The following is a 23,688-nucleotide window of genomic DNA, read 5'->3' on the forward strand; positions in this document are numbered from 1 at the left end:
CTTTACAGCTGCCAGGAGCCGATATCGGCATTCACGCCGTCGCCATCCGGCTGGCCGTCGGCACCCAGGGAGAACACATCGACCTCGCCGTTGGCGCCTGGGTTGAGATAGTGATAAGGATGGCCCCACGGGTCATTGGGCAGACGGTCGAGGTAGGCGCGCCAGTTGCTGTTTTTCGCATCCGCCGGGCGTTCCACCAGCACTTTGAGGCCCTGGTTCATCGTCGGGTAAGTGCCGTGGTCGAGGCGATAGAGTTTCAGCGCCTGCATCAACCCGCCGATGTCCTGTTTCGCCGCGGTGGCCCGCGCCTGGTCCGGACGGTCGAGTACCTTGGGCACCACCATCGCCGCCAGAATCCCGAGAATGACCACCACCACCATGATCTCGATCAGGGTGAAGCCACGCTGGCCGCGAGGGCCTGGCAGTGGGGATGTTAGGCGTGCGATATCCATCTCGACATTCCTTGGCTTGAGTGCATTTCGGGGCGCAGTGTTGCAAGAACACATGTCAGTCGTATTGAAAATCCTCGGGAGTTTCGGTCGCCAATCGGTCAACTGCCAGCGCTAGGCTGCGCACCTGTTTCCAGGCTTTGAGAACGCCATGCGCAGGCACCGCAACGAGCGAGGTTTTACCCTGATTGAAGTGCTGGTGGCGCTGGCGATCATCGCGGTGGCCATGGCCGCGGCCGTGCGCGTGGCCGGGTTGATGACCCAGAGCAACGGCCTGCTGCGCGACAAGTCGATGGCGATGCTGGCGGCGCAAAGCCGGCTGGCAGAGTTGCAGTTGGAGGGGCGTTTGAGCAGCGGTAAGAAGACCTTCGCGTGCGATCAGGGCCGCTTGAAACTGCGTTGCGAGCAGACCCTCAGCAGCAGCCCCGACAGTCAGTTGGTGCAGGTCGATGTGCAGGTGCGGGACGCCAGCCGCGAGGCGCCGCCGTTGGCGCGCCTGGCGACGACCCTGGCCAGGCCGCAGGTCAAGGCCGAGTGAGGCGTGGCAATGCGGGCGCCTGCGGCAACGTGTCGAGCTGCACGCGCACCTTCTCGCCGCCGCGTTCGATCTCGACACCGTCGCCCGCGATGGCCGTCAAGCGCACGCCGGGGCTGAGGCGCTCGCCGAGCAGAAAACTGCGCGGCGGGCCATCGTTGAGGCTGAGGATCGCCACCGCGCCCCGCGCTCCGGCCAAGACCCCCGAGACCTTGACCTGCAATGCCGTCGGCGCCGTGGAAAACCACTGCAACGCCGGGTTATCGCTGCGCGCCGCCAACGCCTCGGCGGCCGCCGGCGGCGTGTGGGATTCGGCGGAAGTGAGCAGCAACGGCGTCCAGACCGCCACGCCGGCCAACGCGGCAACCACGGCCAGTGCCTGCACGCCGAGGGCGGGAGAAAAACGAAGGGCAAGTGCCATGGGTGGACCTCCTGTTTGTCCGTGGCATCAGCCTACAGGCCAATTCGCACGTTTTTATTTCATAACCTCGCCAGCTTTCCAGGTGCCGCCCCATGAAACAGCAAGGCTTCACCCTGATCGAACTGATGGTGGTACTGGTGATCATCGGCATTGCCAGCGCCGCCATCAGCCTGACCATCAAGCCCGACCCGCTGCACCTGCTGCGCAAGGATGCCGAGCGTTTGAGTCAGTTGCTGCAAGTGGCCCAGGCCGAAGCCCGCGCCGATGGGCGGCCGATCACCTGGCGCGCGGACGCCAAGGGTTTCCGCTTCAACCGTCGCAGCGATGACGGCCTCGGCGTGGAGTCATTCCAGGGCGACACCCAACTGCGCCCGCGCCTATGGGAGAGCACGCCGATGCAGGTCACGATCGAGCCCCGGCAAACCTTGGTGCTCGACGCCGAATGGATCAACCCGCCGGTGCGGGTCGAGCTGTCCGACGGGCAACACCGCCTCAGCCTGCAACGTGATGCCGCCGGTTTGATGCGCGTGGTGAGCCAGCCATGAGTGCCTCGCAGAAAGGCTTCACGCTGATTGAGGTGATGGTGGCGATCATGCTGATGGCGCTGGTCAGCCTCATCGCCTGGCGCGGCCTCGACAGCATGACCCGCGCGGATCAGCACTTGCAGGCCAGCTCGGAACAGACCGAGGCGTTGTTGCGGGCGCTGAACCAGTTGCAGCGCGATCTCAACATGCGCGCCAGCGTGGAGCTGAGCGTGCCGGCTTCTCTGCAAGCCGATAAAACCAAGCCCAGCGGGTTGGCGGCGGTGACGGTGCGCAGTTCCGACAGCAAGGGCTTTCGCCTGGACGTGATCCGCAGCGCGCCGGTCGCGGCGGATGGGCTGCAACGGGTGCGGTGGTGGCTCAAGGGCGACAACCTGTACCGAGCAGCCGCACCGGCGCGGGATCGCTTTCCGTTGCCGGCGGCTAAGGATGGGGTGGTGGTGTTGACCGGGGTCAGTGATCTGCAGGTGCGGATATGGGAAGCGGACAAGGGCTGGCGGCAGTTGAGCGGGAATCGGCGGGAAGATCCGCTGGGGCTGGAGGTGAGCCTGGTGCGGCAGACGGCGCAGGGGGTGGAGCGGTATCGGCAGGTGGTGGGGCCGCTTTGGTAGGGGTGGGTGATGGGGGCATATTCGTTTTTTTGGTAATGGTGGCTTGGGGTTTTGATGGGGGACATATCCGTTTTTTTGGTAACGGCGGCTTAGGGTTCCGCTCTTACAGCGGGTCACTTTGGAAAAGCCCCAAAGTAACCAAAGGGCTCTTGCCCCACCACTCGGCACCTCGCCTAGGCTCGGTGTGCCCGAACGCAGGCATTACTCCGCGGGCCGCCGTCACGGGCCATCCATGGCCCGGGACGGCTAAACCGGCATCCCTGCCGGTTTACCCGCTGCGTAATACCTGCGTTCGGCCAGCGTGGTTTTACGGGGCGCCTAAGATCAAGATCAAGAGCAGATCAAAAGCAGATCAGAGCAAGGTCTATCTGATCTATGGAGATCCAAATGTGGGAGGGGGCTTGCCCCCGATAGCGGTGGATCAGTCATGCATGTAGTGGCTGACATATTGCTATCGGGGGCAAGCCCCCTCCCACATTTTTGACCCGGTTCGGCTTCCAGGATCAGGTCGACTATAAGGCCGCCTCGCTTTGGCTTTTGATCTTAGGCGAGGCACCAAGTGGTTTTACGGGGCGCCTAAGATCAAGATCAAAAGCAGAGCAAGGTCTATCTGATCTATGGAGATCCAAATGTGGGAGGGGGCTTGCCCCCGATAGCGGTGGGTCAGTCATGCATGTAGTGGCTGACATATTGCTATCGGGGGCAAGCCCCCTCCCACATTTTTGACCCGGTTCGGCTTCCAGGATCAGGTCGGCTATAAGGCCGCCTCGCTTTGGCTTTTGATCTTAGGCGAGGCACCAAGTGGTGGGGCAAGAGCCCTTTGGTTACTTTGGGGCTTTTTGTACGGACCGGAACCATAAGCCGCCGTAACCTAAATAACGGATATGTACTCAATCCAACCCAATCCAAAAAAATGCCCGGTCAACCTAACTCAACAACACCACCCCCCCCGGCAATTCCGTACACTTCGCCCCATACGCATCACGAATCAACAACGCCACCCCCGCCAACTGCTGCAAACTGAACCGCGCCTGCACCCGGCGCTGGCCCAGTTGTTTGTTCAATAACACCAACATCCCCGGCCGGTAGCGGTTTATCTCGTCCACCACCGTCGCCAGCGTCGCGTTGTTGAACACCAGCACCTGCTCGCGCCAAGCCACCACCGCCTGGGCGTCCACCGTCTCCACCGCGCCGATCCCGGCGGCGCCATAGGTGAGTTGTCGGCCACTCTCCATATGCACAGTGCGTCCAGCGACATCCACCGACAGCCACCCTTCGATACAGGTGACGCACACGTTGCGATCGGTATGCCGCACATTGAACCGCGCCTGCGCCGCACTGACCCAGCCAGCGCCGGCCTGGACCTTGAGCGGCTGGGCCACGTGGGCGAGCACTTCGACTTCGCCTTCGAGCAATTCGATCCCCTGCCCCACCCGGCTGATGCGCGTCTGGGTATTGAGTTCCAGGCTCACGCCGTCGCTCAACAGTACCTGGCGCTGCTCGCCGACCGCGGTGCGATAGTCCGCGGTCAAGCCGGCTAGCCCACCCGGGGCGCCGACGCCCACCATCACCAACGCCGCCGACGCCGCTATCGCGCCGCCGAGGAAGGCTCGCCGGCCAAAATGGCGCGGGGGCTGCGCCTGTTCAACCGCCGTGCCCACTTGCCGCCATAACGTCTTGGCCTGCTCAAACGCCTGGGCATGCTCCGGGCTCTGGGCGCACCACGCTTTCAGGGCCTTGGCATCGGCTACGGTGGCGCGGCCCGAGGTCAGCAGAAGCAGCCAGTCGCGGGCTTCATCGTGCAATGGGCTGGCGGGGGTTGCCCGGGCGGTGGAGAGGCTAAAAATGTTCAAGCGCGCAAATACTCACGGATTTATCAGGGACTCAACACTAAGACGGTTTTCCGGCCCCGGGACCGAACCGCTGGATCACTTTTCTTTCCAGGCGCTTGGCACAGTGGCCCAGGGCGGCCTTGATTTCCTTTTCGACCATGCGCGTGGAAATGCCGAAACGTTGGGAAATTTCCAGGTGCGGCGCTTCTTCCAGGCGCGCGGCGATGAGGATCTTGCGACGGCGCGCCGGCAGTTCGTAGAGCGCCTTGACCAGGGACTGGATTTCTTTCTGCCCGCCCACTACCCGCGAGGGGTCCTGGGCTTCGTCGGCGCTTTGCAGCAGCTCTTCGACTTCGCTGCCGGTCAACAGCCGGGCGTCGGCTTCGCGGCGATCGGCGGCGATGTTCAAGGCCATGCGGTACAGGTAGGCATTGGGCTGCGCCAGGTTCGGCGGCATGTCCATGCGGTCGACGCGCAGGTAGGTTTCGTGCAGCACATCGTTGGCCAGGTCTTCCGAGCCCAGGCGCTTGCGCAGACGCACCTTGAACTCCTCGTAGGACGCCAGGAACAGGCTGACCATCGTGCTGTGCCCGGAATCTTTCATCCGCCCCAGGCTCCTTTCCCTGCTGTGCATTCCATGCGCGTTCCTGTTGTGTCGGGCATCAAAAGTAAAGTCACCGGCTGGCGCAGCGAGCTCGGCGCCGGGCGTTCGACCCGGGCAGCGCCCAGGCTGCGCACCAGGGCTTCATCGCGTTGTTCATCGCCGGTGGAACTGACCAACCGGCTGTATTCGATCAACCCCTGAGGGCTGACCCAGACCTGCACCAGCGCTCTGAAGCTGCCGGGGTGGGTCAACGGCGAACGGCACAGGCTGGTTTCGATCGCCTGTTGCAACGCCGCGGCATAGCTGTTGTTGATCCGTGCTGCGTTGCGTGCCGATGCACCACGGGTAACAGGAGGTTGGCTGACCGCGGGCAGTTGCAAGGTGAACGCGTCACTGCGTGCATAGCGCGCCATCAGGCCACTCCCCGTCAGCAACATCGCCAAAGCCTCCTGCGCCGTGAAGCGCCCGCGCACGCTGATGGAGCGCCGGCCCCGCGTCAGTTCACGGTCGACCAGCACCGCCATGCCGGTGGCGCGGCTGTACGCTTGCAGTGCGTGTTCCAGATCTTGTGCCGGCAGGTCCAGTATCAACAGCGGCGGCTCTGCCCTCGCCGGGGTACCCAGCGCCAGCAGCAACAGCAAGGCCAGGGCACCGATGGCGCGCCGCAAGCCCCACTGTTCCCCCCCCGCTCTGCATCGCTGCACGGCCGACGTGTCCTTGAAAACCGTCATCCTGAGGCCAGTTTATGAACCTGATGTTACGGTGATAGCAAAAAAAACATCACGGTGATGGGAAACCCGCTGCACTACACTTTCAAGCCTTATCGGCCCAATTCCCCAGGCCCGCCAGGAGGCCCCATGAAGCGACTCCCCACCCTCGCCAGCCTGTTGCTGTGTACCGCGCTGCCCCTGCTCGCCCACGCCGAAACCGCCGCCAAAGGCTGCACCGAGGTGACGGTGGATGGCTATAAGTCTCCCGACTATGGCTGCCTGGGCCAGCAGATGGGCAACAACGCGGACGCGGCCAAGGCGGCGCAGAAAAACCGCGAGGCGCAGAACGTACCGGTGCAGAAGCGGCCGCCGAATCAGGTGGGACTGTCCACCCCGGCGGCGACCAGCATTCGCATGGGCAATACGTTCGGGACGTCGGTCAAACCGCAGCGGCCTTGAACCTCTGACAAGCCATCAAGGCTGAACCGCTCAACCGAGCACGCCCATACAATTCGCTTGGCTGCCCTACCCCCTAATCTCCTGACTTTCCAAAAAGGCGGGAGAGTAGGCATGTACAAAAAAGTGAGAACGGTATCGCTGGCATTGACGCTGTTGACCGGCGCCATGATGAACTGCGCCTTTGCGGCGACGCCAGCGGTCGCCGTGGCACCGCAATATGACACTAGCCATGTGTACGTCGCCCCGGCCGATGTGGACCGTTTCACCCAGAGCTTCCTCGCCACTTTCGGCGGCAGGAGCACGCCCCAGGTGGTGGTGAATGTGCTGCCGGTGCCCAGCAGCACCACCTCGCAGTTGCTGCAGACGCCAGCAGGCACGGTGTCGCTGTTTGGCTTCACCACCCCCATCCCGCATCCGTTCGGCCAGGAACGCAACGGCTATCTGGTCAAGGACATGGACGCAGCGCTCAAAGCCGCCCGGGACAACGGTGCGGCGGTGATCGTCAGCGACTTTCCCGACCCGATTGGCCGGGACGCGGTGATCCAATGGCCAGGTGGTGTGAACATGCAGCTCTACTGGCACACCAAGACCCCAGACTACGCGGCGTTCCAGACCCTACCGGAAAACCGTGTTTACCTCTCCGCCGATCGGGCCGACACGTTCATCCGGTCGTTCCTGGGCTTCTCCCATGGCAAGGTGCTGGCCGATGACAAGCACGCATCCGCGGTCGATGTGGGCCAGGTCAGCGGCACCTACCGGCGCGTCGAGATCGAATCGCCGTTCGGACGCATGACGGTGCTGGTCACTAACGGCCAACTGCCCTACCCGTTTGGGCATGAAACCACCGGCTACCAAGTGGCGGACCTGACCGCCACGCTCGGTAAAGCCACCGGCTCGGGTGCCAAAGTGCTGGTGCCGGCCTTCACCAGTAAAAACCGGCGCAGCGCGCTGGTTGAATTCCCGGGCGGCTATATCGCGGAAATTCACCAGCTCAATATGGCGCACTGAGCCCATGCCCATGACTCGACGCACCGGCTGGGGCCTGGCTGTGCTGTGGCCGCTGCTCGCCAGCAGTGGCCACGCAGACGAGTTGGCCACACGACCGGCGATCAAGACCAACCGCTGGCAGGAAGACTGGTCCGTACTCAGCGATCCGGCGCTGCGCACGCAGCCACTGGACAGCTTGAAGTACCTCCCGCTGTCCAGCGCCAACCCATTCACCTACCTGTCCCTCGGCGCAACATTGCGCGAGCGCTTCGAGATGAACGATGCCAGCGGTTTTGGCGTACACAATGTGGCCCGTGATAGCTATTTGCTCCAACGCTTCCAGGTCCATGCTGACCTGCACTTGAATGAAAACTGGCGTGTGTTCACCCAACTCGAAGATGTGCGGGCCTACGACAAGACCACGATCGGCGGCGCCGATCAGAACCGCGTGGACCTGCGCCTGGCCTTCGCCGAATACATCAACACCTTCGACGCCGGCACCTTCAAGAGCCGTATCGGCCGCCAGGACTTTGCCTTTGACTTGCAGCGTTTCATCTCGTCGCGGGACGGCCCGAATGTGCGGCAATCCTTTGATGCGCTGTGGGCCGACTGGGAGACCCGTCAGTGGCGCTTTATCGGCATCGCCAGCCAGCCGGTGCAGTATCAGGACGGGCGGCACTTCGACGACACATCCAACAGCGATGCGCGCTTTCATATGCTGCGGGTCGAGCGACTGGTAGGCGGCAAGAATGAACTGTCAGCCTACTACGGCGTGTATGAGCGCAGCGCCGCGCACTATCTGGATGCGGACGGCGATGAAACCCGGCATTTCGTCGACGCACGCCTGGGCGGGGCGGCCCAGGGTTTCGACTGGGACATCGAAGCCATGCTGCAAAGCGGCTCGGTAGGCCACAAGGACATTCGCGCCTGGGCCGGCGGCAGCCGCACCGGATACACCTTCGATAGCCTGGCGTGGAAACCGCGCATCGGCCTGCAATTGGATATTGCCTCGGGCGACCGTAAAGCCGGCGACGGCACCCTCGGCACTTTCAACCCGCTGTTTCCCAACGGCTACTATTTTTCCCTGGCGGGCTATACGGGCTACAGCAACCTGATTCACGTCAAGCCCTCGATCACCGTTCAGCCTGTCGACAAGCTGAGCGTGCAGACCGCCGTCGGCCTGCTCTGGCGGCAGACCACCAGCGACGCGGTCTACACCCAGCCGAACTTGCCGGTCGCCGGCACCGCAGGCCAGGGTGATCGCTGGACCGGCGCTTACGCTCAACTGCGTACCGACTATGTGTTCACGCCAAACCTCAGCGGCGCGGTTGAAGCGGTGCATTACGCAGTCGGCCGGACCTTGCGCGATGCCGGAGGCGACGACAGTAATTATTTGGGGGTAGAGCTCAAGTTCAGTTGGTGAACCCAAGCAAGCACACCCATACAAGCCCGTTGCCCGGTTTGGGGCAATAGTGATCCTGATGTTTTTCGTTCCTCAACCAAGGAGTTTTCCATGAGCACATTCGTTGCCAAAGACGGTACCCAGATCTACTTCAAGGACTGGGGCAGCGGTAAACCCGTGTTGTTCAGCCATGGCTGGCCGCTGGACGCCGACATGTGGGAATACCAGATGGAATACCTGAGCAGCCGCGGCTTTCGCACCATCGCGTTTGACCGCCGGGGTTTCGGGCGCTCGGATCAGCCGTGGAGCGGTAACGACTACAACACCTTTGCCGACGATATCGCCCAACTGATCGAACACCTGGACCTCAAGGACGTAACCCTGGTCGGCTTTTCCATGGGTGGCGGCGACGTCGCGCACTACATCGCCCGCCACGGCAGTGCCCGTGTCGCCGGCCTGGTGCTGCTGGGCGCGGTGACGCCGCTGTTCGGTCAGAAACCGGACTACCCGCAGGGTGTGCCCACCGATGTGTTCGACGGTATCAAGGCCGGCCTGCTGAAGGATCGGGCGCAGTTCATTGCTGATTTCAACCTGCCGTTCTTCGGCATCAACAAAGGTCAGAAAGTCTCCGACGGCGTACTGACGCAAACCCTGCAGATCGCCCTGCTGGCATCGCTCAAGTCGACCGTGGATTGCGTCACCGCCTTCTCCGAGACCGACTTCCGCCCGGACATGGCCAAGATCGACGTGCCGACCCTGGTGATCCACGGCGATGGCGACCAGATCGTACCGTTCGAAACCACCGGCAAGGTAGCGGCCGAGATGATCAAGGGTGCCGAGCTGAAGGTCTACAAAGACGCGCCGCACGGGTTTGCAGTGACCCACGCCCAGGCATTGAACGAAGACCTGCTGGCATTCCTGAACCGCTGAACCGCTTAGACCCCGCTCTCCTTATTTAGCCGGGCTTGCCCGGCTTTTTTTGCTCAGGCAAAACGCTGACCGAGGGTGAAGCGACCCGGCCCGGCGATCAGCACGCTGGTGAAAATGATCAACAGCAGCCAGCCGAACTGCCCTTCCAGCAACGTCCACTCCGGGTGCACCACCAGCATCGCGATCAACAGCACCGCGAGGATCGGCAGGCAGGCCAGGCGCACCAGCACCCCGGCGATGATCAACAGCGGGCACAGTACTTCGGCGCCAATCGCCAGCAGCAACGTGAGGTGGGCGCCGAGGTGAAACGGGTCTTCGATCAGTTTCAATTGCTCGCTGTAATTGAGCAGTTTGGGCATGCCATGCACCCAACACAGAAACAGTGCGCCGCTGACCCGCAGAAACAGCAGACCCACATCCTGATTTCTTGATTCGTTCATAAGCGAGCTGTCCGTGAGATGACTGCCGCCGATTGTGTGCACAAAGATGCCGGCGAGCTTGCAAGCGTGTGCTGACCTCACTCCCCGGTGCCGGCAAACCCCGCGACGATTTCATCGATCACCACCCGCACCCGCGCGGTGTGGCGCAGGTCGGCGTGGGTCACCAGCCAGACGTCGTAAGGCATCGGCCGAGTGCGCTCCGGCCAGAGACGCACCAGCCCGTCGCGTTCGCCGGTACACACCGGCATCTCACCGATACCGATGCCGGCGGCAATGGAACGGCGCACCAGCAGGCCGGAGCTCAGGGTGGCCGCGATGCGGCCGCGGCCCAGGGGTTCGCAGACCAGGGTCATGTCCTTCTGGCTCTGCAGATAGGCGTGGTACACCACCAGATCATGGCCTTCGAACAGGCTGCCGGGCTCCGGTGCGCCGTGGCGGTCGATATAAGCCTGGGAGGCAAACAACCCAACCGGCCAACGTGCGATACGCCGCGCGATCAGGTCAGGGCTGTCCGGGCGCATGTTACGCACGGCGATGTCGGTTTCGCGCTTGGCCAGGCTGAGAAACTGGGTGGACGCGTCCAGATGCACGCGCACGTCGGGGTGCTGCTCGTGCAAGCGGGCAATCGCCGGGATCAGGAAATCGATGGCCAACGAGTCGGTGGTACTGACCCGCACGGTGCCGGTCAGGCGTTCGTCCAAGCCTTGTATCTGGCGCTCCAGGTCGAGGGCCGAGCGTTCCATTTTTTCCACGCTGCGCAGGGCGGCTTCGCCGACGGCGGTCAGCGCGTAGCCTTCGGAGGTGCGCAGGAACAGAGTGGCGCTCAAGGACTTTTCCAGCGCGTTGATCCGTCGGCCGACGGTGGCCTGGTCGACCCCCAGCACCCGCGCCGCGCCACGTAAGGTCGACTCGCGGCACACCGCCAGGAAGACCCGTGCATCGTCCCAATTCATGCCCTCTCCTTATGCTGCATATATGCATCGATGCGCCGCATACTCGCAGCGTTATTGCATCATGCAACGGGGCTATGCTGAGCGCCAGAGAAAACCCTCAGGACCGCCGTCATGCCCGACACTCACACCCCGCCCCGCCGCGCACTGTGGTTACCGATCTTCGCCGGCCTGTGCGCCAGCCTGGTCAGCATCGGCCTGGCGCGCTTCGCCTATACCCCGCTGATCCCCTCGCTGATCCAGGCTCACTGGTTTGCCGCCAGTGACGTGGTGTACCTCGGCGCCGCCAACCTGGTGGGCTACCTGGTCGGCGCCCTGATCGGACGGCCCCTCGCCCGGCGCACCTCGAACACGGCCGCCTTGCGACTGATGATGGTGGCCGTGACCCTGGCGTTCTTTGCCTGTGGCTTTCCCTTGTCGTTGCTCTGGTTCTTCGCCTGGCGCCTGCTGTCGGGCATCGCCGGGGGCGCGATCATGGTGCTGGTGGCGGCGACGGTGTTGCCCCACGTACCCGCGGCGCGTCGGGGCCTGGCCAGCGGCGCGATCTTCCTCGGCATCGGCCTGGGCATTGCAGGCTCCGGGACGATTGTGCCGCCGTTGTTGAGCCTGGGTTTGCAACAGACGTGGTTCGGCCTGGGCCTGTTGGCGCTGGTATTGACGGCAGCGAGCTGGTTCGGCTGGCCTTCGGGCACCCTGCATGAAGCGGCACCGCAAGCCAACGCGTCCGTCGCGACCCCGCCGGGCGTATACCTGCTGTTTGGGCAATACGCGTTCATGGCCGCCGGGCTGGTGCCGGCCATGGTGTTCCTGGTGGACTACGTCGCCCGTGGCCTGGGGGCCGGGCCGCACGTCGGGGCGATGATCTGGGTTATGTACGGCCTGGGGGCGATTGTCGGCCCGGTCACGTATGGATTTCTCGCCGACAAGCTCGGTGCGCGCCTGAGCATCCGCCTGGTGCTGGCGGTGCAGGCGACTGCGGTCGGCCTGCTGCCGGTCTCCAGTTCGTTCACCGCGTTGGCGCTGCTGGCGGTGATCCTCGGTTCGTTCCCGCCGGGTATCGTGCCGCTGGCATTGGCACGGGTTCATGAGCTGGTGCCCAACCATCACCATCAACAGCTCGCCTGGAGCCGCGCAACGGTATCTTTCGCCACTTTCCAGGCGCTGGCAGGCTTTGCCTACTCGGCGCTGTTCAACGGCAGCGGCGGCCAGCATGCCCTGTTGTTCATGATCGCGGCCGGGGCCATCGTGGTCGCGCTGCTGCTGGAACTGGGCATGATCCTGCTGAACCGCCGCCCGTCAGAGGCGGTCCCAACCCATACGCTCATCGCCACAGGAACTCTCGAATGACGCTCCCGCACGAAATGACCCTGATCGAAATCACCCAGCCCGGCGGCCCCGACGTCCTGCAACCGCGGCGGGTCGCCGTACCGGTGGCGGGCCCCGGCGAGATCCTGATCCGTGTGCAGGCGGCCGGGGTCAATCGCCCGGACGCCTTGCAACGCGCCGGCAAGTACCCGCTGAAACCCGGCATGAGCCTGATTCCGGGGCTGGAAGTGGCCGGTGAAGTGGTGGCGCTCGGCGACGGCGTCAGCGCATACGCCATTGGCGACAAGGTGTGTGCCCTGACCAATGGCGGCGGCTATGCGCAGTTTTGCGCGGTGCCCGCCAGCCAGGCGTTGCCGATCCCCGAGGGCATGGACTGGATTCAAGCCGCCGCCGTGCCGGAAACCTTCTTCACGGTGTGGTCCAACCTGTTCGGCCTCGCCGGCGCGCATAAAGGCCAGCGCGTGTTGATCCACGGCGGCACCAGTGGCATCGGCACCACCGCGCTGATGCTCTGCCGCGAGTTCGGTATCGAGTCCTTCGCCACCGCCGGCAGCGCCGACAAATGCGCCGCCATCGCCAAGCTGGGCGCCGAACCGATCAACTACCGCGAGCAGGACTTCGCCGACGTCATCGCGCAGAAGACCGCCGATCAGGGGGTTGATGTAATCCTCGACATCATGGGGGCCTCGTACTTGAACAATAATCTCAAGGCCCTGGCCATGGACGGTCACCTGGTCATGCTCGGCTTTCTCGGCGGCGGCAAGGCGCATGACGTCGACCTGCTGACCATCCTCGGCAAACGCGCGGTGATAACCGGTTCACTGTTGCGCCCCCGCACCCGCGAGGAAAAGGCCGTGATCGCCGAACAGTTGCGCGAACAGGTATGGCCTGTGCTGGCTGCCGGGCGTTGCCTGCCGATCATCGACAAGGTCTACGCCTACACCGACGCCGCCCAGGCCCATGCCCGGATGGAAGGTGGGGATCATATCGGCAAGATTGTGTTGCAGGTGGCGTGACGCCTGATGCCGTCACTGTCGGGCCTTGGCAGGGCCCGACAGCTCGCACAAGAATGACCTATTGGGCATGCACCGGGTAATCGATATAGCCCACTTCATTGCCACCATACATCCCCTCCGCCCGCAGCGGATTCAACGGCCAGCCATTGAAGAGCCGTTGCGGTAAGTCCGGGTTGGCAATGAAGGGCCGCCCGAACGCAATCAGGTCGGCCAACCCCGCGTCGACCAACCGCGCACCGCGCTCGGCGGTGTAACGCCCGGCGTAAATAATCCGCCCGGTGAAGGTGTCACGCACGGCCTGACGGAACGTGTCGGGCAGGTCGGGGGCGTTGTCCCAGTCGGCTTCGGCAATCGAGACATAGGCGATGCCCGCCGCTTGCAGCACCTTGATCGCTTCCAGGTAGGTGTGGTGCGGGTCGTCTTCCACCAGGCCGATGTACACGCGGTCCTGATCGGTGCCGCTGAACAACGGCGAAAAGCGCACGCCCAGGCGTTGCGGGCCGACCACCTGGCTCACAGCCTCGACAATCTCCCGCAAAAAACGCAGACGGTTGTGCAGCGAACCACCGTACTCATCGTCGCGCTGGTTGGCGTGGGCCGAGATGAACTGGTTGACCAGGTAACCGTTGGCCGCATGGATCTCCACCCCGTCAAACCCGGCGTCCAACGCATTGCGTGCCGCCTGTGCGTAGTGCCCGACCAATGCCTTGACCTCAAGGGTGGTCAAGGCACGGGGCACGGGCGGTTGGACCAGTTCACCCTGGCCAGGCCCGGTGGCGATGAACGCCTTCGCCTGTTCGGCCTGCAGCGCGGACGGTGCGACGGGCGCGGCGCCGTCTGGCTGCAACGCATTGTGGGACACCCGGCCCACATGCCAGAGCTGGGCGAAGATCACCCCGCCTTCGGCATGCACCGCGTCGGTGACGGTGCGCCAACCGTCGATCTGCGCCGGGGTGTAGATGCCCGGCGTCCAGGCGTAACCCTGGCCGCGCGGCTCGATCTGGGTGCCCTCGCTGACCATGAAACCGGCCGAGGCGCGTTGACGGTAATACTCGGCCATCAGCTCGGTGGCGACATCGCCGGGTTGCGCGCTGCGTTGACGCGTCAGCGGTGGCAGGACGACGCGGTTGGCCAAGGTGTGATGCCCGAGTTTTATCGGGGTACTTAAAACACTGTGGGTCATTTGAAAGATTCCAAATTCAGGACGAGCGAAACCGTTGGCGGCTCTTGAGAGCCGCCAATCCATGCAGGTTTAAAACCGTTGATTAACTTATGCGGTGAGCTTCAGCAGGGCCTTGGCAACAGCGCTGGAACTGGCAGGGTTCTGCCCGGTGACCAGCAAGCCGTCTTCAAGCACAAAGGATTGCCAATCGGCACCCTTCTCATACTTGCCGCCCAGTGCCTTGAAATCGTTTTCGATCAGGAACGGCACCACATCGGTCAGGCCGACCGCGGCTTCTTCCGCGTTGGAGAAGCCAGTGACGCGACGGCCCTTGACCAGCGGCTCACCATTGACCGCCTTGACGTGGCGCAAGGCGCCCGGTGCGTGGCAGACAAAACCGATGGGCTTGCCGGCCCGCTCGAACGCCTCGATCAGGGCGATGGACACCGGCGACTCCGCCAGGTCCCACAGTGGGCCGTGGCCACCCGGATAGAACACGGTGTCGAAGTCGGCGGTGTTGATCGTGTCCAGCTTGACGGTGTTGGCCAGGGCCTGCTGCGCGGCCGGGTCGGCGGCAAAGCGGCGGGTCTGTTCGGTCTGCGCATCCGCTTGATCGCTCGCCGGGTCCAGTGGCGGCTGGCCGCCGGCCGGAGACGCCAGCACCACATCGGCGCCGGCGTCCTTGAACACGTAGTACGGTGCGGCAAATTCTTCGAGCCAGAAACCGGTCTTGCGCCCGGTATCGCCCAGCTGGTCGTGAGAGGTCAGTACCATTAATACTTTCATGTTCCAGTGCCTCGATAGGGTTAAGGTCAGTGTGTGTCAGGGCAACCCAACAGCTGTCGGGTCAGCAGCAGCGCCTGATCAAACGGCGCGGATGTACGGGTGATCTTGCTCATGACGCTGCTCCCCAGCCACAACGCATACAGGCTCCGGGCCAGGCTTTGCGGGGCTTGCGCCACGGTCAGCGAACCGTCTTCGATGCCGCGCCCGATCGCGCCGGCAAGCAAGGCGATGGTCCTCGATGTGCCGCGATCCAGGGCCAAGCGCATGGGTTCTGAAAGGTCTGACACTTCCGCACCGAGTTTGACTGCAAGGCATTTGCCCGCGTCGGTGCAGCCGGTCTGGTTGTCGATCCAGCCTTGCCAGTAGCGCATCAACTTGGCGCGCGGGGACAACCCGGGCTGCTCGAACAGTTGCGCCATGCCCTCTACGTAGTGATCGAAGTAGTGGTCGAGCAATACCACACCGAATGCATCTTTGGAGTGGAAGTAGTGATAGAACGAACCTTTGGGCACATCGGCGGCTTGCAGGATTTCGTTCAACCCCACCGCAGAAAACCCTTTGGCGCCGACAATCGATTGCGCCGCGTCGAGAATGGTCTGCCGTGGACGTTTGCTGGCGCTGTGCATGCTTCACTCCGTCCGATTAGACCAGTCGTCTAGTGCATGGGGTGAATGTTAGGAGCCGGGCCGGGCGCCCACAATGTCATATCCGCAAGGATTGCGGACATGCGCCGAACCCGGTTGCCGTTTTCCCGGCACGCGCCGACAATCGCCCCTCCCGCCCGCGTTGGAGTATGGCGATGCATAGCGTTGCGCTGATGGTTTACCCGAACTTCCAGTCCCTGAGCCTCAGCCTGGGCTCGGTGTTCGAGTGCGCGAACCTGCTGCGCGGCGAGCCGGCCTATGAGTTTCACCTGGTGTCGGAAAGCGGCGGCGCGGTGATGACGTCCCAGGGGTTCTCGGTGAACACCACGCCGATCCGGCCGCAGGGCTATGACACCCTGATCGTCAGCGGTTACCTGGAATTTCGCCTGCCGGAGGCCAACCTGCTGGCGCTGGTCAAGGCCGCGTCCGCTCAATCGCGGCGTGTCGCCTCGCTGTGCATGGGCATCTTCGTGCTGGCCGAGGCCGGGTTATTGGCGGGCAAGCGCACCACCACTCACTGGATTCACGCACCGGCGTTTCGCAAGCGCTACCCGGATATTCAGTTGGAAGAAGACAAACTGTTCATCGTCGACGGCCAGATCTGGACCGGCGCCGGCATGAGCGCCGGGGTCGACCTGGCGCTGGCAATGGTGGAGAACGACCTGGGCAGCGACCTCGCCCGGCGTATCGCGCGCAAGCTGGTGATTGCCCAGCGCCGGGGCAGCGAACAGTCGCAGTTATCGGCGTTGCTGGAATTGGACCCCAAGTCCGACCGCATCCAACTGGCCCTGGCCTATGCCCGCGAGAACCTGACCCACGACCTGTCGGTGGAAGCCCTGGCCGATGTCGCCCGGCTCAGCCCGCGTCAGTTCAGCCGGGTGTTTCGCGAAGAAACCGGGCAGACACCGGCCAAGGCCATCGAATCCCTGCGGGTTGAAGCGGCGCGGGCGATGATGGAAACCAGCCGCCACCCGGTCGAGGTGGTCGCCCGCGAAACCGGCTTCGGCGACCGCGAGCGCATGCGCCAGGCGTTTCTGCGTGCCTTCGGGCAGCCGCCCCAGGCCATGCAGCAGGCTTTTTTCAACGAGCGCAGCGTTTAGTGCAACGACGCCCGTGTGATCAGGTAACTGGTCAGTTGCGGATCATCGTCCAGCTCGAGGGTCTGCACCGGGCGTGGCAGGTTATCCAGCACGGTGCGCCAGAACGCCTGGGACACTTCATCCTGGTCATAGAAACGCACCAGCCAGTTGGCCGCGCCGCTGCATAGCACCTGGGTGGCGATCGCGCTGCCGATGCCCTTGCGCCGGTAGCGCTTGAGGATGAACAGGTCGGCCAGTTCCAGGGCATCGATGCCCGGCAATTCACTGCCTTCGATCAGCAGGAAGCCGGCGATATAACCGTCGACCAGCAGCAGGTTGGCGCTCCACTGCGGGTCGTGCCAATAGCGGTTCAGGTGTTCGTCATGGATGTAGAAACGGCCGTCCGCCTCGACATCTTCCTGCTCCCAGTCCGAGGATTCATAGGCGTAGTACTGGTACAGATTGCGGATCAGCTCGGACGCTTCCGGGCCGGTCTGGATCAATTCGACGGTGGTTTCAGGCATGAGGCTCTCGGTGAAAAAACGCAGGGCGCCATTGTTCACAAAACGCTGCCCCAGTCCAATAGCGGCATGAACCTTTCTACTTGCTGAATCGATTGCAGATAGCTGCCGCCTCGCCCGAACCTTCGAAACATTTCGAATAAACTTCGCCGACTGCCTCTTTTTTCTCAAGGACATGTACTTTGACCAACGTCTGTTCCGCCGGCCTGGATGTGGGCTTCGCCTCCCTGGATTACCTGCAGATTTTCATCCTGGGCGTGATCCAGGGCATTACCGAGTTGTTGCCGGTGTCGTCCACCGCCCATATGCGTGTGGTCCCCGCCCTGCTCGGCTGGCAAGACCCGGGCTCGGCGTTTTCGGCGGCGATGCAACTGGCGGCGCTGGCGGCGGTGGTCAGTTACTTCTGGCGCGATGTGCGCCAGGTGGTCAGCGGCAGCATTGGCGCGGTGCGCCAGGGTGACTACAACAATCAGTGGTTCAAGCTGGCGGTGGCGATTGTGCTGGCGACCATTCCGATCTGCATTGCCGGCCTGGCGTTGTCGTCGACCTTGAATGCCTGTAACTCGCCGCTGCGCGGGTTGATGGTGATCGGCATTGCCTGCGTGGTGATGGCAGTGTTGCTGGCGGCGGCCGAACTGCGTGCGCGGCATACGCGGGAGGTGAGCGAAATGCGCCTGCGCGATGCGTTGATCGTCGGTATCGCACAGATTGGCGCCTTGATTCCCGGGGTCTCGCGCTCCGGCTCCACACTGACCGCCGCGCTGTTCCTCAATTTCAAGCGTGAAGAGGCTGCGCGTTTCTCTTTTCTGCTGGGCCTGCCGGCGATCGCCCTCGCCGGCTTGAAGGAGCTGTGGGTGCTGCTGCACGCCGATATGCCGGTGCATGCCTGGCCGCACTTGCTGTTTGGCCTGGTAGTCGCCAGCGTCTCGGCGTTCTTCGCGATCTGGGGCCTGATGAAGTTCCTGGAGCGGTTCTCCACCTGGCCGTTCGTGATCTACCGCGCGCTGCTGGGGATCTTCCTGATCGTCGCGGTCAGCACCGGGTTGTTGAGCTGAGCCTCATCGACCTCAGCGCTCGAAATCGCGTGCATCGTGCCGCTCCGGCAGTTGCTCTTCGAGCGGCCCGGACACCCGGTTGACCCGCCGTCCACGCTGCACCGCCGGGCGCGCCTCGATCGCATCGGCCCAGCGCAGCACATGCTTGTAATCCTGCACCGAAAGAAACTGCGCCGCGTCATACAGGCGGCCTTTGACCAGGCCACCGTACCAGGGCCAGATGGCGATGTCGGCGATGGTGTAGTCGTCACCGGCAATGTACTCGCTCACGGCCAGGCGCTTGTCGAGCACATCCAGTTGGCGCTTGGTTTCCATGGCAAAGCGGTTGATCGGGTACTCCATCTTGCTCGGCGCATAGGCGTAGAAATGCCCGAAGCCACCGCCTAGGTACGGCGCGCTGCCCATCTGCCAGAACAGCCACGACAGACACTCGGCGCGGGCCGCAGGTTCGGTCGGGAAGAACGCCCCGAATTTCTCCGCCAGGTACTGCAGGATCGCACCGGACTCGAACACGCGAATCGGCGTGGCGCCGCTGCGGTCGAGCAAGGCGGGGATTTTCGAGTTCGGGTTCACTGCGACAAAGCCGCTGCCGAACTGGTCGCCGTCGCCGATCTTGATCAGCCAGGCGTCGTATTCCGCGCCGGTATGCCCGAGGGCCAGCAGCTCTTCGAGCAGGATCGTGACTTTCTGCCCATTGGGCGTGGCCAGCGAGTACAGCTGCAGCGGGTGTTTGCCGACCGGCAGTACCTTGTCGTGGGTCGCCCCGGCGATGGGCCGGTTGATACTGGCGAACGTGCCGCCACTTTCGGTGTCCCAGGTCCAGACCTTGGGGGGTACGTATTCGGTCATGCTCACGACTCCTGATGTGCTTGAGGTCAACGAATCGACCCAGACTAAACCAAAGGTTGGGGTTGCGTCACAACCCAGCCTTCATCCTTGAGCGCTGGGTGGACACTTATCGGTAACGCCTTTCAATTGCCCCAGGTAGCTGTCCACTTCCTTGAACAACCACTGGGAAAACGCCTGCTGCTTGGTGTGCGAACCTTCGCGGGGCGGCCAGACCAGCCAGTAGGGATACGCGTAGGGCACACTGATATCGCCGAGCTGCACCAGTTCGCCACGGGCGATGGCGTCCTGCACCAGGCTGCGCCGCTCCAGGGCGATGCCCTGCCCCAGGCGCACCGCCTCCAGGATCAGGTTGGAGTCATTGCTGCATAAGCCGGCGCGCTCGCCGGACATCTCGACGCCCGCCGCCTCGCACCATGGCAGCCAGGACTCGGTGCTACGGATGATCGGGCTGTCGACGATCTGCTGTGGTGTCTGCGGCAACTGCCCGTGATTGAAATGAGGCGCGGCCACGGCGATCACTTCATCGTGAAACAACAGCCGCTGCTCTACGCCGTCCCAATCGCCCTCGCCCATGCGGATGCCGATATCGACCGATTCCTGATGCAGGTTGGAAATGCTCAGGCTGGCTTGCAAGCGAATGCGGATATGCGGGTACAACGCCTGGAACGTCGGCAGGCGTGGGACCAGCCAGGAGCAGCCGAACGAGGGCAGCACCGCGACCACCAGTTCATCGGTCTTGGGTTGGGCCTGGATCAAGCGCGTGGCTTCGGCGATATCTCCCAGCGCCTTGCGAATCTGCAAGGCGTACAGGCGCCCGTCTTCGCTCACCCGCAGGCCGCGACCTTCGCGCACGAACAGGGCCAGACCGACGAGCTCTTCCAGCACTTTGATCTGCTGGCTGATGGCTGAGTGGGTGACGTGCAGTTCCCTGGCCGCCAAAGTCACGCTGCCCAATCGCGAGGTGGCTTCGAAGCTGCGCAGGCAGGTCAAGGGAGGAAATGCGCTCATGTAAGCTCAGCTAACCTTTTACGGTAAAAATAATCGATATTGCAGGACCTACAGCCGATTTAAAGTTACCTAAATTAACCAATCCTGCCAACTACCCATTACCAAGGAGGCTTTATGAAACTGGTCGGCATGCTGGACTCGCCTTATGTACGTCGCGTGGCCATTTCCCTGGAACTGTACGGGGTGGATTTTGTGCATGAGCCCTTGTCCGTGTTCAGCACCTACAACGCATTCGCGCGGATCAACCCCGTGGTCAAGGCGCCCACCCTGGTGCTGGACGATGGGACCGTGTTGATGGACTCCAGCCTGATCCTGGATTACCTCGAAGCCCTCGCGCCAGCTGACAGAAAGTTGCTGGCGCAGCCCCCGGCGGCACGCGCCAAGGACTTGCAGTTGCTCGGGCTGGCCCTGGCGGCCTGTGAGAAAAGCGTGCAGATCGTCTATGAACACAACCTGCGGCCGGCCGAGAAGCAGCATGCGCCGTGGCTCGACCGCGTCAGCGGGCAATTGCTGGCCGCGTATACGCTGCTGGACAAACACCTGAGCCAGGCCGACAGCGAAGCGCTGACCCAGGCCTCGCTGACGGTGGCGGTCGCCTGGTCCTTCAGCCAGTTCACCGTGGCCTCGGTGGTCAAGGCAGATGCGTTCCCCCATGTGCAACGCCACGCCGAACGCCTGGAGCAGCACCCGGCCTTCAAGCGCTACCCCATCGAGTGACCGGAGTTACACCCAGCCGCCATCGACAATGAAGTTCTGCGCCGAACACATCGCCGACGCCTGCGAGGCGAGAAACAGCGCCATGCTGGCGATGTGTTCCGGCAATACGCTGCCAGGCAGGCACTGGCTGCGGCTGATCAGTTCCTTGGCGGCGTCGTCGACCCACATCGTCAATTGTTTTTCGGTCATCACCCAGCCCGGCACCAGCGTATTGACGCGGATACGGTCCGGGCCCAGCTCACGCGCCAGCGCCCGCGTCATGCCATGGGCGGCGGCCTTGCTGGCGGCGTACACCGGGTAGCCGGCGGAGGCCATCATCCAGCCAACGGAGCCCAGGTTGATGATCGAACCGCCACCCGCACGTTTCATCATCGGCACCACAGCCTTGGCGGCAAAAAAGGCGTGCTTGAGGTTGACCGCGATCAGCTTGTCGAACGTCTCCGAATCAACTTCCTCCAGGGTATGACGCACGTCGTTGGCGGCATTGTTCACCAACACGGTGATCGGCCCCAGGGCGTATTCGAAGCGCGCAATCGCGGCCTTGTATGCAATCTCGTCGGTGATATCGCAGTGACCGAACTCGACGGTGTGCCCCTGGGCACTCAACAACGCCGCCAGGCGCTCGCCCTGGCCTTGCGCGCGGTCGACAAACGCCACCTTGGCCCCCTGCCCGGCGAAGGCTCGCACCATGAATTCGCCGATCCCCGAAGCGCCTCCGGAAATCAATACGGTCTTGCCCTTGAGGTCGGGATAAACGGCCTGTTCAGTACTCATATCAAGGTTGCCTCGATCAATTAGTCTTATTTTATTTTACGAAATCGGCGTTTAAGGCTATAAATTTGCGGCCTCACCGACAAAATATCGCACATTAGTAGAACTATTCAACTCAAAACAACAAAAGGAAGTTCGACCATGAAGCACCCTCGATACCTGTTGTCCGGCCTCGCCTTGTCCATGCTGATCGCCAGCGGTGGCGCGCAGGCCGCCGGTCTGTCCAGTGAACACAAACCCTTCGGGAAAACCAACGACGGCACCGCTGTCGAGCAGTACATATTGCGCAACAGCCATGGCATGCAAGCCACGGTCATCACCTATGGCGGCGTGTTGCAGGCGCTGAAAGTGCCGGACAAGCACGGCAAGGTCGAGGACGTGGTGCTCGGCTTCGATGATGTGCAGGGCTATCAGCGCGGTACGGCGTTTTTTGGCGCGACCATCGGCCGCTTCGGCAATCGCCTGGCCGGCGGTGCGTTCGAGCTCGACGGCAAGCGTTATCAGGTGCCGCTCAACGACGGTCCCAATTCGCTGCATGGCGGCGCCCAGGGCTTCGACAAGCGCGTGTGGCAAGCCAAGCCCGTCAAGGACAAGGATTCGGTCGGCGTGACCCTGACCTACCTGTCCAAGGACGGCGAGATGGGCTTTCCCGGCAACCTGACCACCGAAGTCACCTATCGGCTCAACGACAACAACGAATTGCACATCGACTACAAGGCCACCACCGACAAACCGACGGTGCTCAACCTCACCAACCACAGCTATTTCAACCTCGCTGGCGCGGGCAACGGCGACATCCTCAAGCAGGTGGCGACCTTGCACGCCAGCCACTACACGCCGGTGAATGCCACCTTGATTCCCACCGGCGAAGTGGCACCGGTCAAGGGCACGCCGATGGACTTTCTCCAGCCCACCGCCATCGGCCAGCACATCAAGGACGCGCATCCGCAACTCAAATTCGCCGAGCCGAAACAGGGCGGGTTTGACTTCAACTGGGCGCTGGATACCCAGGGCGACATCAAGCAACTCGCCGCCGATGTGTACGACCCCGCCTCCGGCCGCCGTTTGCAGCTCTACACCACGGAACCTGGGGTGCAGTTCTATACCAGCAACTTCCTCGATGGCTCGGTGAAGGGCAAGGCAGGCAAAACCTACCTGCATTGGAGCGGTTTCACACTGGAGACCCAGCACTTTCCCGATGCGCCGAACCAACCGACGTTTGCCTCGACACGCTTGGACCCTGGGCAGACCTACACCCAGCGCACCCTCTTGAAGTTTTCCGCCGATTGAGGATGGCGGCGGGCTTGCCGGCGACCGAAACGCTGTCGCCGGCAAGCCGGCGTCCGGCGCTAATGTGATGCAAATAGTCCCCAAAACCGTACTTGGCTGCTATTGTGCCGCGCTTTGAAAAGCCGCCTACCAGCAAGGAATTGGACGTTGAACACTGACGAAAAAATGACCGGGGACCTGTTCGAAGTGGATAAGCGTCTGTCACTCAAACCCGTGGTGGACTTCAACGCCTACCTGCGCAACGCATTCGGCGACGGCCCCTGCACCTGCGTGCGCTGTGCTGCCGCTGGCGGGGAGGAAACCGGCTATGAGTTCCAGCACACCTTCAACCTCGACACCAAACCCACCCACCGCCGCTTTGCCTCGACGGCCGGCAGCGATGTGCTGTTGATGTTGAAAAAGGCGTGGCTGTCGTACACCAAGGCGGAGTTGCCGCTCAGTGGTGTGCTGGCATTGCCGACGGTGAAGGAGTTTGTCGAGCCACAGTTGCACAAGCGCCTCGCCCCGTTGTTTCTGGCCAGTGGGTTGGCCAAGGATGTCGACGGCGAACTGCGCATCCAACCGCAGGCCATGGCCTGATCCCGCCCGTTGA

General features: G+C 63.0%; 28 protein-coding genes. 14 read left to right on the forward strand and 14 right to left on the reverse strand.

The window, feature by feature from the left end; translation table 11 throughout:
- Window positions 1-2: 2 nt before the first annotated feature.
- The gene (gene gspG / locus MOQ67_RS19260) at window positions 3-452 is read right to left on the reverse strand and encodes a type II secretion system major pseudopilin GspG (RefSeq protein ID WP_017849135.1); all 450 of its coding nucleotides are present in this window, start codon (window positions 450-452) and stop codon (window positions 3-5) included.
- Between the two features lie 148 nt (window positions 453-600).
- Here gspG and gspI point away from each other — a divergent pair, with 148 nt between their 5' ends.
- Window positions 601-987: a type II secretion system minor pseudopilin GspI gene (gene gspI / locus MOQ67_RS19265; protein WP_046489240.1), complete on the forward strand. Its 387-nt coding sequence runs from the start codon at window positions 601-603 to the stop codon at window positions 985-987.
- Here the strand turns inward: gspI and MOQ67_RS19270 are convergent.
- Window positions 974-1,405, reverse strand: a complete 432-nt coding sequence (locus MOQ67_RS19270; protein WP_046383041.1) for a type II secretion system protein N — start codon at window positions 1,403-1,405, stop codon at window positions 974-976. The genes gspI and MOQ67_RS19270 overlap by 14 nt on opposite strands.
- 92 nt (window positions 1,406-1,497) lie before the next feature.
- Here MOQ67_RS19270 and gspH point away from each other — a divergent pair, with 92 nt between their 5' ends.
- A complete protein-coding gene (gspH, locus tag MOQ67_RS19275) occupies window positions 1,498-1,950 on the forward strand; it encodes a type II secretion system minor pseudopilin GspH (RefSeq protein WP_046383040.1) in 453 nt (150 codons plus the stop codon).
- Window positions 1,947-2,558, forward strand: coding sequence for a type II secretion system protein GspJ (locus MOQ67_RS19280; protein ID WP_198731741.1), 612 nt, complete (start codon window positions 1,947-1,949; stop codon window positions 2,556-2,558). Before gspH ends, MOQ67_RS19280 begins: the two co-directional genes overlap by 4 nt.
- A 926-nt stretch (window positions 2,559-3,484) precedes the next feature.
- On the opposite strand, the gene MOQ67_RS19285 is transcribed toward MOQ67_RS19280, so the two are convergent.
- From MOQ67_RS19285 to MOQ67_RS19295, 3 genes are read right to left on the reverse strand one after another with little or no spacing between them, the layout of a single operon-like run.
- Window positions 3,485-4,411, reverse strand: coding sequence for a FecR family protein (locus MOQ67_RS19285; RefSeq protein WP_017846681.1), 927 nt, complete (start codon window positions 4,409-4,411; stop codon window positions 3,485-3,487).
- A 37-nt stretch (window positions 4,412-4,448) separates the two neighbouring features.
- Entirely contained in the window at window positions 4,449-4,994 is a 546-nt protein-coding gene (locus MOQ67_RS19290) for an RNA polymerase sigma factor (RefSeq protein WP_017846682.1), read from the reverse strand.
- Entirely contained in the window at window positions 4,991-5,635 is a 645-nt protein-coding gene (locus MOQ67_RS19295) for a secretin and TonB N-terminal domain-containing protein (protein ID WP_026139985.1), read from the reverse strand. Before MOQ67_RS19295 ends, MOQ67_RS19290 begins: the two co-directional genes overlap by 4 nt.
- A 216-nt stretch (window positions 5,636-5,851) precedes the next feature.
- On the opposite strand from MOQ67_RS19295, the gene MOQ67_RS19300 reads away from it, so the two are divergent.
- The 4 genes from MOQ67_RS19300 (at window position 5,852) to MOQ67_RS19315 (ending at window position 9,482) form a co-directional block, all read left to right on the forward strand.
- Window positions 5,852-6,163, forward strand: coding sequence for a hypothetical protein (locus MOQ67_RS19300; protein ID WP_017846684.1), 312 nt, complete (start codon window positions 5,852-5,854; stop codon window positions 6,161-6,163).
- 111 nt (window positions 6,164-6,274) lie between these two features.
- A complete protein-coding gene (locus MOQ67_RS19305) occupies window positions 6,275-7,171 on the forward strand; it encodes a glyoxalase (protein WP_198718432.1) in 897 nt (298 codons plus the stop codon).
- A gap of 10 nt (window positions 7,172-7,181) precedes the next feature.
- Window positions 7,182-8,573: an alginate export family protein gene (locus tag MOQ67_RS19310; protein WP_026139986.1), complete on the forward strand. Its 1,392-nt coding sequence runs from the start codon at window positions 7,182-7,184 to the stop codon at window positions 8,571-8,573.
- A gap of 90 nt (window positions 8,574-8,663) precedes the next feature.
- Entirely contained in the window at window positions 8,664-9,482 is an 819-nt protein-coding gene (locus tag MOQ67_RS19315) for an alpha/beta fold hydrolase (protein WP_198718431.1), read from the forward strand.
- Window positions 9,483-9,535: 53 nt separating this feature from the next.
- On the opposite strand, the gene MOQ67_RS19320 is transcribed toward MOQ67_RS19315, so the two are convergent.
- Window positions 9,536-9,922, reverse strand: a complete 387-nt coding sequence (locus tag MOQ67_RS19320; RefSeq protein ID WP_102618857.1) for a DoxX family protein — start codon at window positions 9,920-9,922, stop codon at window positions 9,536-9,538.
- 77 nt (window positions 9,923-9,999) lie between these two features.
- Window positions 10,000-10,875, reverse strand: a complete 876-nt coding sequence (locus tag MOQ67_RS19325; RefSeq protein WP_102618858.1) for a LysR family transcriptional regulator — start codon at window positions 10,873-10,875, stop codon at window positions 10,000-10,002.
- Between the two features lie 111 nt (window positions 10,876-10,986).
- Here MOQ67_RS19325 and MOQ67_RS19330 point away from each other — a divergent pair, with 111 nt between their 5' ends.
- On the forward strand, window positions 10,987-12,219 hold the full coding sequence (locus MOQ67_RS19330) for a YbfB/YjiJ family MFS transporter (RefSeq protein ID WP_198718430.1): 1,233 nt from the start codon (window positions 10,987-10,989) through the stop codon (window positions 12,217-12,219).
- Entirely contained in the window at window positions 12,216-13,214 is a 999-nt protein-coding gene (locus MOQ67_RS19335; protein ID WP_198718429.1) for an NAD(P)H-quinone oxidoreductase, read from the forward strand. The genes MOQ67_RS19330 and MOQ67_RS19335 overlap by 4 nt, the downstream gene beginning before the upstream one ends.
- Before the next feature lie 58 nt (window positions 13,215-13,272).
- On the opposite strand, the gene MOQ67_RS19340 is transcribed toward MOQ67_RS19335, so the two are convergent.
- The 3 genes from MOQ67_RS19340 to MOQ67_RS19350 all read right to left on the reverse strand — a co-directional run bounded on the left by MOQ67_RS19340 (window position 13,273) and on the right by MOQ67_RS19350 (window position 15,788).
- Window positions 13,273-14,397, reverse strand: a complete 1,125-nt coding sequence (locus tag MOQ67_RS19340) for an alkene reductase (protein ID WP_017846692.1) — start codon at window positions 14,395-14,397, stop codon at window positions 13,273-13,275.
- An 87-nt stretch (window positions 14,398-14,484) separates the two neighbouring features.
- Window positions 14,485-15,162: a type 1 glutamine amidotransferase domain-containing protein gene (locus tag MOQ67_RS19345; protein ID WP_057004385.1), complete on the reverse strand. Its 678-nt coding sequence runs from the start codon at window positions 15,160-15,162 to the stop codon at window positions 14,485-14,487.
- 26 nt (window positions 15,163-15,188) lie between these two features.
- A complete protein-coding gene (locus MOQ67_RS19350; protein WP_198718428.1) occupies window positions 15,189-15,788 on the reverse strand; it encodes a TetR/AcrR family transcriptional regulator in 600 nt (199 codons plus the stop codon).
- Window positions 15,789-15,961: 173 nt separating this feature from the next.
- On the opposite strand from MOQ67_RS19350, the gene MOQ67_RS19355 reads away from it, so the two are divergent.
- Complete coding sequence (locus MOQ67_RS19355; protein WP_046487182.1) at window positions 15,962-16,906, forward strand: GlxA family transcriptional regulator; 945 nt, start codon at window positions 15,962-15,964, stop codon at window positions 16,904-16,906.
- Here MOQ67_RS19355 and MOQ67_RS19360 read toward each other — a convergent pair.
- Entirely contained in the window at window positions 16,903-17,409 is a 507-nt protein-coding gene (locus MOQ67_RS19360; protein ID WP_026139989.1) for a GNAT family N-acetyltransferase, read from the reverse strand. The genes MOQ67_RS19355 and MOQ67_RS19360 overlap by 4 nt on opposite strands.
- A gap of 179 nt (window positions 17,410-17,588) precedes the next feature.
- Between MOQ67_RS19360 and MOQ67_RS19365 the strand changes: the two genes are divergently transcribed.
- A complete protein-coding gene (locus MOQ67_RS19365) occupies window positions 17,589-18,461 on the forward strand; it encodes an undecaprenyl-diphosphate phosphatase (protein ID WP_046487180.1) in 873 nt (290 codons plus the stop codon).
- A gap of 12 nt (window positions 18,462-18,473) precedes the next feature.
- On the opposite strand, the gene yghU is transcribed toward MOQ67_RS19365, so the two are convergent.
- On the reverse strand, window positions 18,474-19,310 hold the full coding sequence (gene yghU, locus MOQ67_RS19370; protein WP_046383028.1) for a glutathione-dependent disulfide-bond oxidoreductase: 837 nt from the start codon (window positions 19,308-19,310) through the stop codon (window positions 18,474-18,476).
- Window positions 19,311-19,391: 81 nt separating this feature from the next.
- Complete coding sequence (locus MOQ67_RS19375) at window positions 19,392-20,318, reverse strand: LysR substrate-binding domain-containing protein (protein WP_102618864.1); 927 nt, start codon at window positions 20,316-20,318, stop codon at window positions 19,392-19,394.
- Between the two features lie 114 nt (window positions 20,319-20,432).
- Here MOQ67_RS19375 and MOQ67_RS19380 point away from each other — a divergent pair, with 114 nt between their 5' ends.
- Window positions 20,433-21,035, forward strand: coding sequence for a glutathione S-transferase family protein (locus tag MOQ67_RS19380; protein WP_102618865.1), 603 nt, complete (start codon window positions 20,433-20,435; stop codon window positions 21,033-21,035).
- Window positions 21,036-21,041: 6 nt separating this feature from the next.
- Here MOQ67_RS19380 and MOQ67_RS19385 read toward each other — a convergent pair whose 3' ends face one another.
- On the reverse strand, window positions 21,042-21,809 hold the full coding sequence (locus MOQ67_RS19385; RefSeq protein WP_017846701.1) for an SDR family NAD(P)-dependent oxidoreductase: 768 nt from the start codon (window positions 21,807-21,809) through the stop codon (window positions 21,042-21,044).
- A gap of 138 nt (window positions 21,810-21,947) precedes the next feature.
- On the opposite strand from MOQ67_RS19385, the gene MOQ67_RS19390 reads away from it, so the two are divergent.
- Together MOQ67_RS19390 and MOQ67_RS19395 are read left to right on the forward strand one after the other, a co-directional pair.
- Entirely contained in the window at window positions 21,948-23,096 is a 1,149-nt protein-coding gene (locus MOQ67_RS19390) for an aldose epimerase family protein (protein WP_198718427.1), read from the forward strand.
- Window positions 23,097-23,243: 147 nt separating this feature from the next.
- Window positions 23,244-23,675, forward strand: coding sequence for a hypothetical protein (locus MOQ67_RS19395; RefSeq protein ID WP_017846703.1), 432 nt, complete (start codon window positions 23,244-23,246; stop codon window positions 23,673-23,675).
- Window positions 23,676-23,688: the final 13 nt, after the last annotated feature.

Source organism: Pseudomonas sp. LY-1, assembly GCF_053502595.1.

What these genes read in the sequence shown, in the direction of transcription:
- gspG (WP_017849135.1), bottom strand. Translation starts at nt 452, where the DNA reads ATGGATATCGCACGCCTAACATCCCCACTGCCAGGCCCTCGCGGCCAG.
- gspI (WP_046489240.1), top strand. Translation starts at nt 601, where the DNA reads ATGCGCAGGCACCGCAACGAGCGAGGTTTTACCCTGATTGAAGTGCTG.
- MOQ67_RS19270 (WP_046383041.1), bottom strand. Translation starts at nt 1,405, where the DNA reads ATGGCACTTGCCCTTCGTTTTTCTCCCGCCCTCGGCGTGCAGGCACTG.
- gspH (WP_046383040.1), top strand. Translation starts at nt 1,498, where the DNA reads ATGAAACAGCAAGGCTTCACCCTGATCGAACTGATGGTGGTACTGGTG.
- MOQ67_RS19280 (WP_198731741.1), top strand. Translation starts at nt 1,947, where the DNA reads ATGAGTGCCTCGCAGAAAGGCTTCACGCTGATTGAGGTGATGGTGGCG.
- MOQ67_RS19290 (WP_017846682.1), bottom strand. Translation starts at nt 4,994, where the DNA reads ATGAAAGATTCCGGGCACAGCACGATGGTCAGCCTGTTCCTGGCGTCC.
- MOQ67_RS19300 (WP_017846684.1), top strand. Translation starts at nt 5,852, where the DNA reads ATGAAGCGACTCCCCACCCTCGCCAGCCTGTTGCTGTGTACCGCGCTG.
- MOQ67_RS19305 (WP_198718432.1), top strand. Translation starts at nt 6,275, where the DNA reads ATGTACAAAAAAGTGAGAACGGTATCGCTGGCATTGACGCTGTTGACC.
- MOQ67_RS19310 (WP_026139986.1), top strand. Translation starts at nt 7,182, where the DNA reads ATGACTCGACGCACCGGCTGGGGCCTGGCTGTGCTGTGGCCGCTGCTC.
- MOQ67_RS19315 (WP_198718431.1), top strand. Translation starts at nt 8,664, where the DNA reads ATGAGCACATTCGTTGCCAAAGACGGTACCCAGATCTACTTCAAGGAC.
- MOQ67_RS19320 (WP_102618857.1), bottom strand. Translation starts at nt 9,922, where the DNA reads ATGAACGAATCAAGAAATCAGGATGTGGGTCTGCTGTTTCTGCGGGTC.
- MOQ67_RS19325 (WP_102618858.1), bottom strand. Translation starts at nt 10,875, where the DNA reads ATGAATTGGGACGATGCACGGGTCTTCCTGGCGGTGTGCCGCGAGTCG.
- MOQ67_RS19330 (WP_198718430.1), top strand. Translation starts at nt 10,987, where the DNA reads ATGCCCGACACTCACACCCCGCCCCGCCGCGCACTGTGGTTACCGATC.
- MOQ67_RS19335 (WP_198718429.1), top strand. Translation starts at nt 12,216, where the DNA reads ATGACGCTCCCGCACGAAATGACCCTGATCGAAATCACCCAGCCCGGC.
- MOQ67_RS19340 (WP_017846692.1), bottom strand. Translation starts at nt 14,397, where the DNA reads ATGACCCACAGTGTTTTAAGTACCCCGATAAAACTCGGGCATCACACC.
- MOQ67_RS19345 (WP_057004385.1), bottom strand. Translation starts at nt 15,162, where the DNA reads ATGAAAGTATTAATGGTACTGACCTCTCACGACCAGCTGGGCGATACC.
- MOQ67_RS19350 (WP_198718428.1), bottom strand. Translation starts at nt 15,788, where the DNA reads ATGCACAGCGCCAGCAAACGTCCACGGCAGACCATTCTCGACGCGGCG.
- MOQ67_RS19355 (WP_046487182.1), top strand. Translation starts at nt 15,962, where the DNA reads ATGCATAGCGTTGCGCTGATGGTTTACCCGAACTTCCAGTCCCTGAGC.
- MOQ67_RS19360 (WP_026139989.1), bottom strand. Translation starts at nt 17,409, where the DNA reads ATGCCTGAAACCACCGTCGAATTGATCCAGACCGGCCCGGAAGCGTCC.
- yghU (WP_046383028.1), bottom strand. Translation starts at nt 19,310, where the DNA reads ATGACCGAATACGTACCCCCCAAGGTCTGGACCTGGGACACCGAAAGT.
- MOQ67_RS19375 (WP_102618864.1), bottom strand. Translation starts at nt 20,318, where the DNA reads ATGAGCGCATTTCCTCCCTTGACCTGCCTGCGCAGCTTCGAAGCCACC.
- MOQ67_RS19380 (WP_102618865.1), top strand. Translation starts at nt 20,433, where the DNA reads ATGAAACTGGTCGGCATGCTGGACTCGCCTTATGTACGTCGCGTGGCC.
- MOQ67_RS19385 (WP_017846701.1), bottom strand. Translation starts at nt 21,809, where the DNA reads ATGAGTACTGAACAGGCCGTTTATCCCGACCTCAAGGGCAAGACCGTA.
- MOQ67_RS19390 (WP_198718427.1), top strand. Translation starts at nt 21,948, where the DNA reads ATGAAGCACCCTCGATACCTGTTGTCCGGCCTCGCCTTGTCCATGCTG.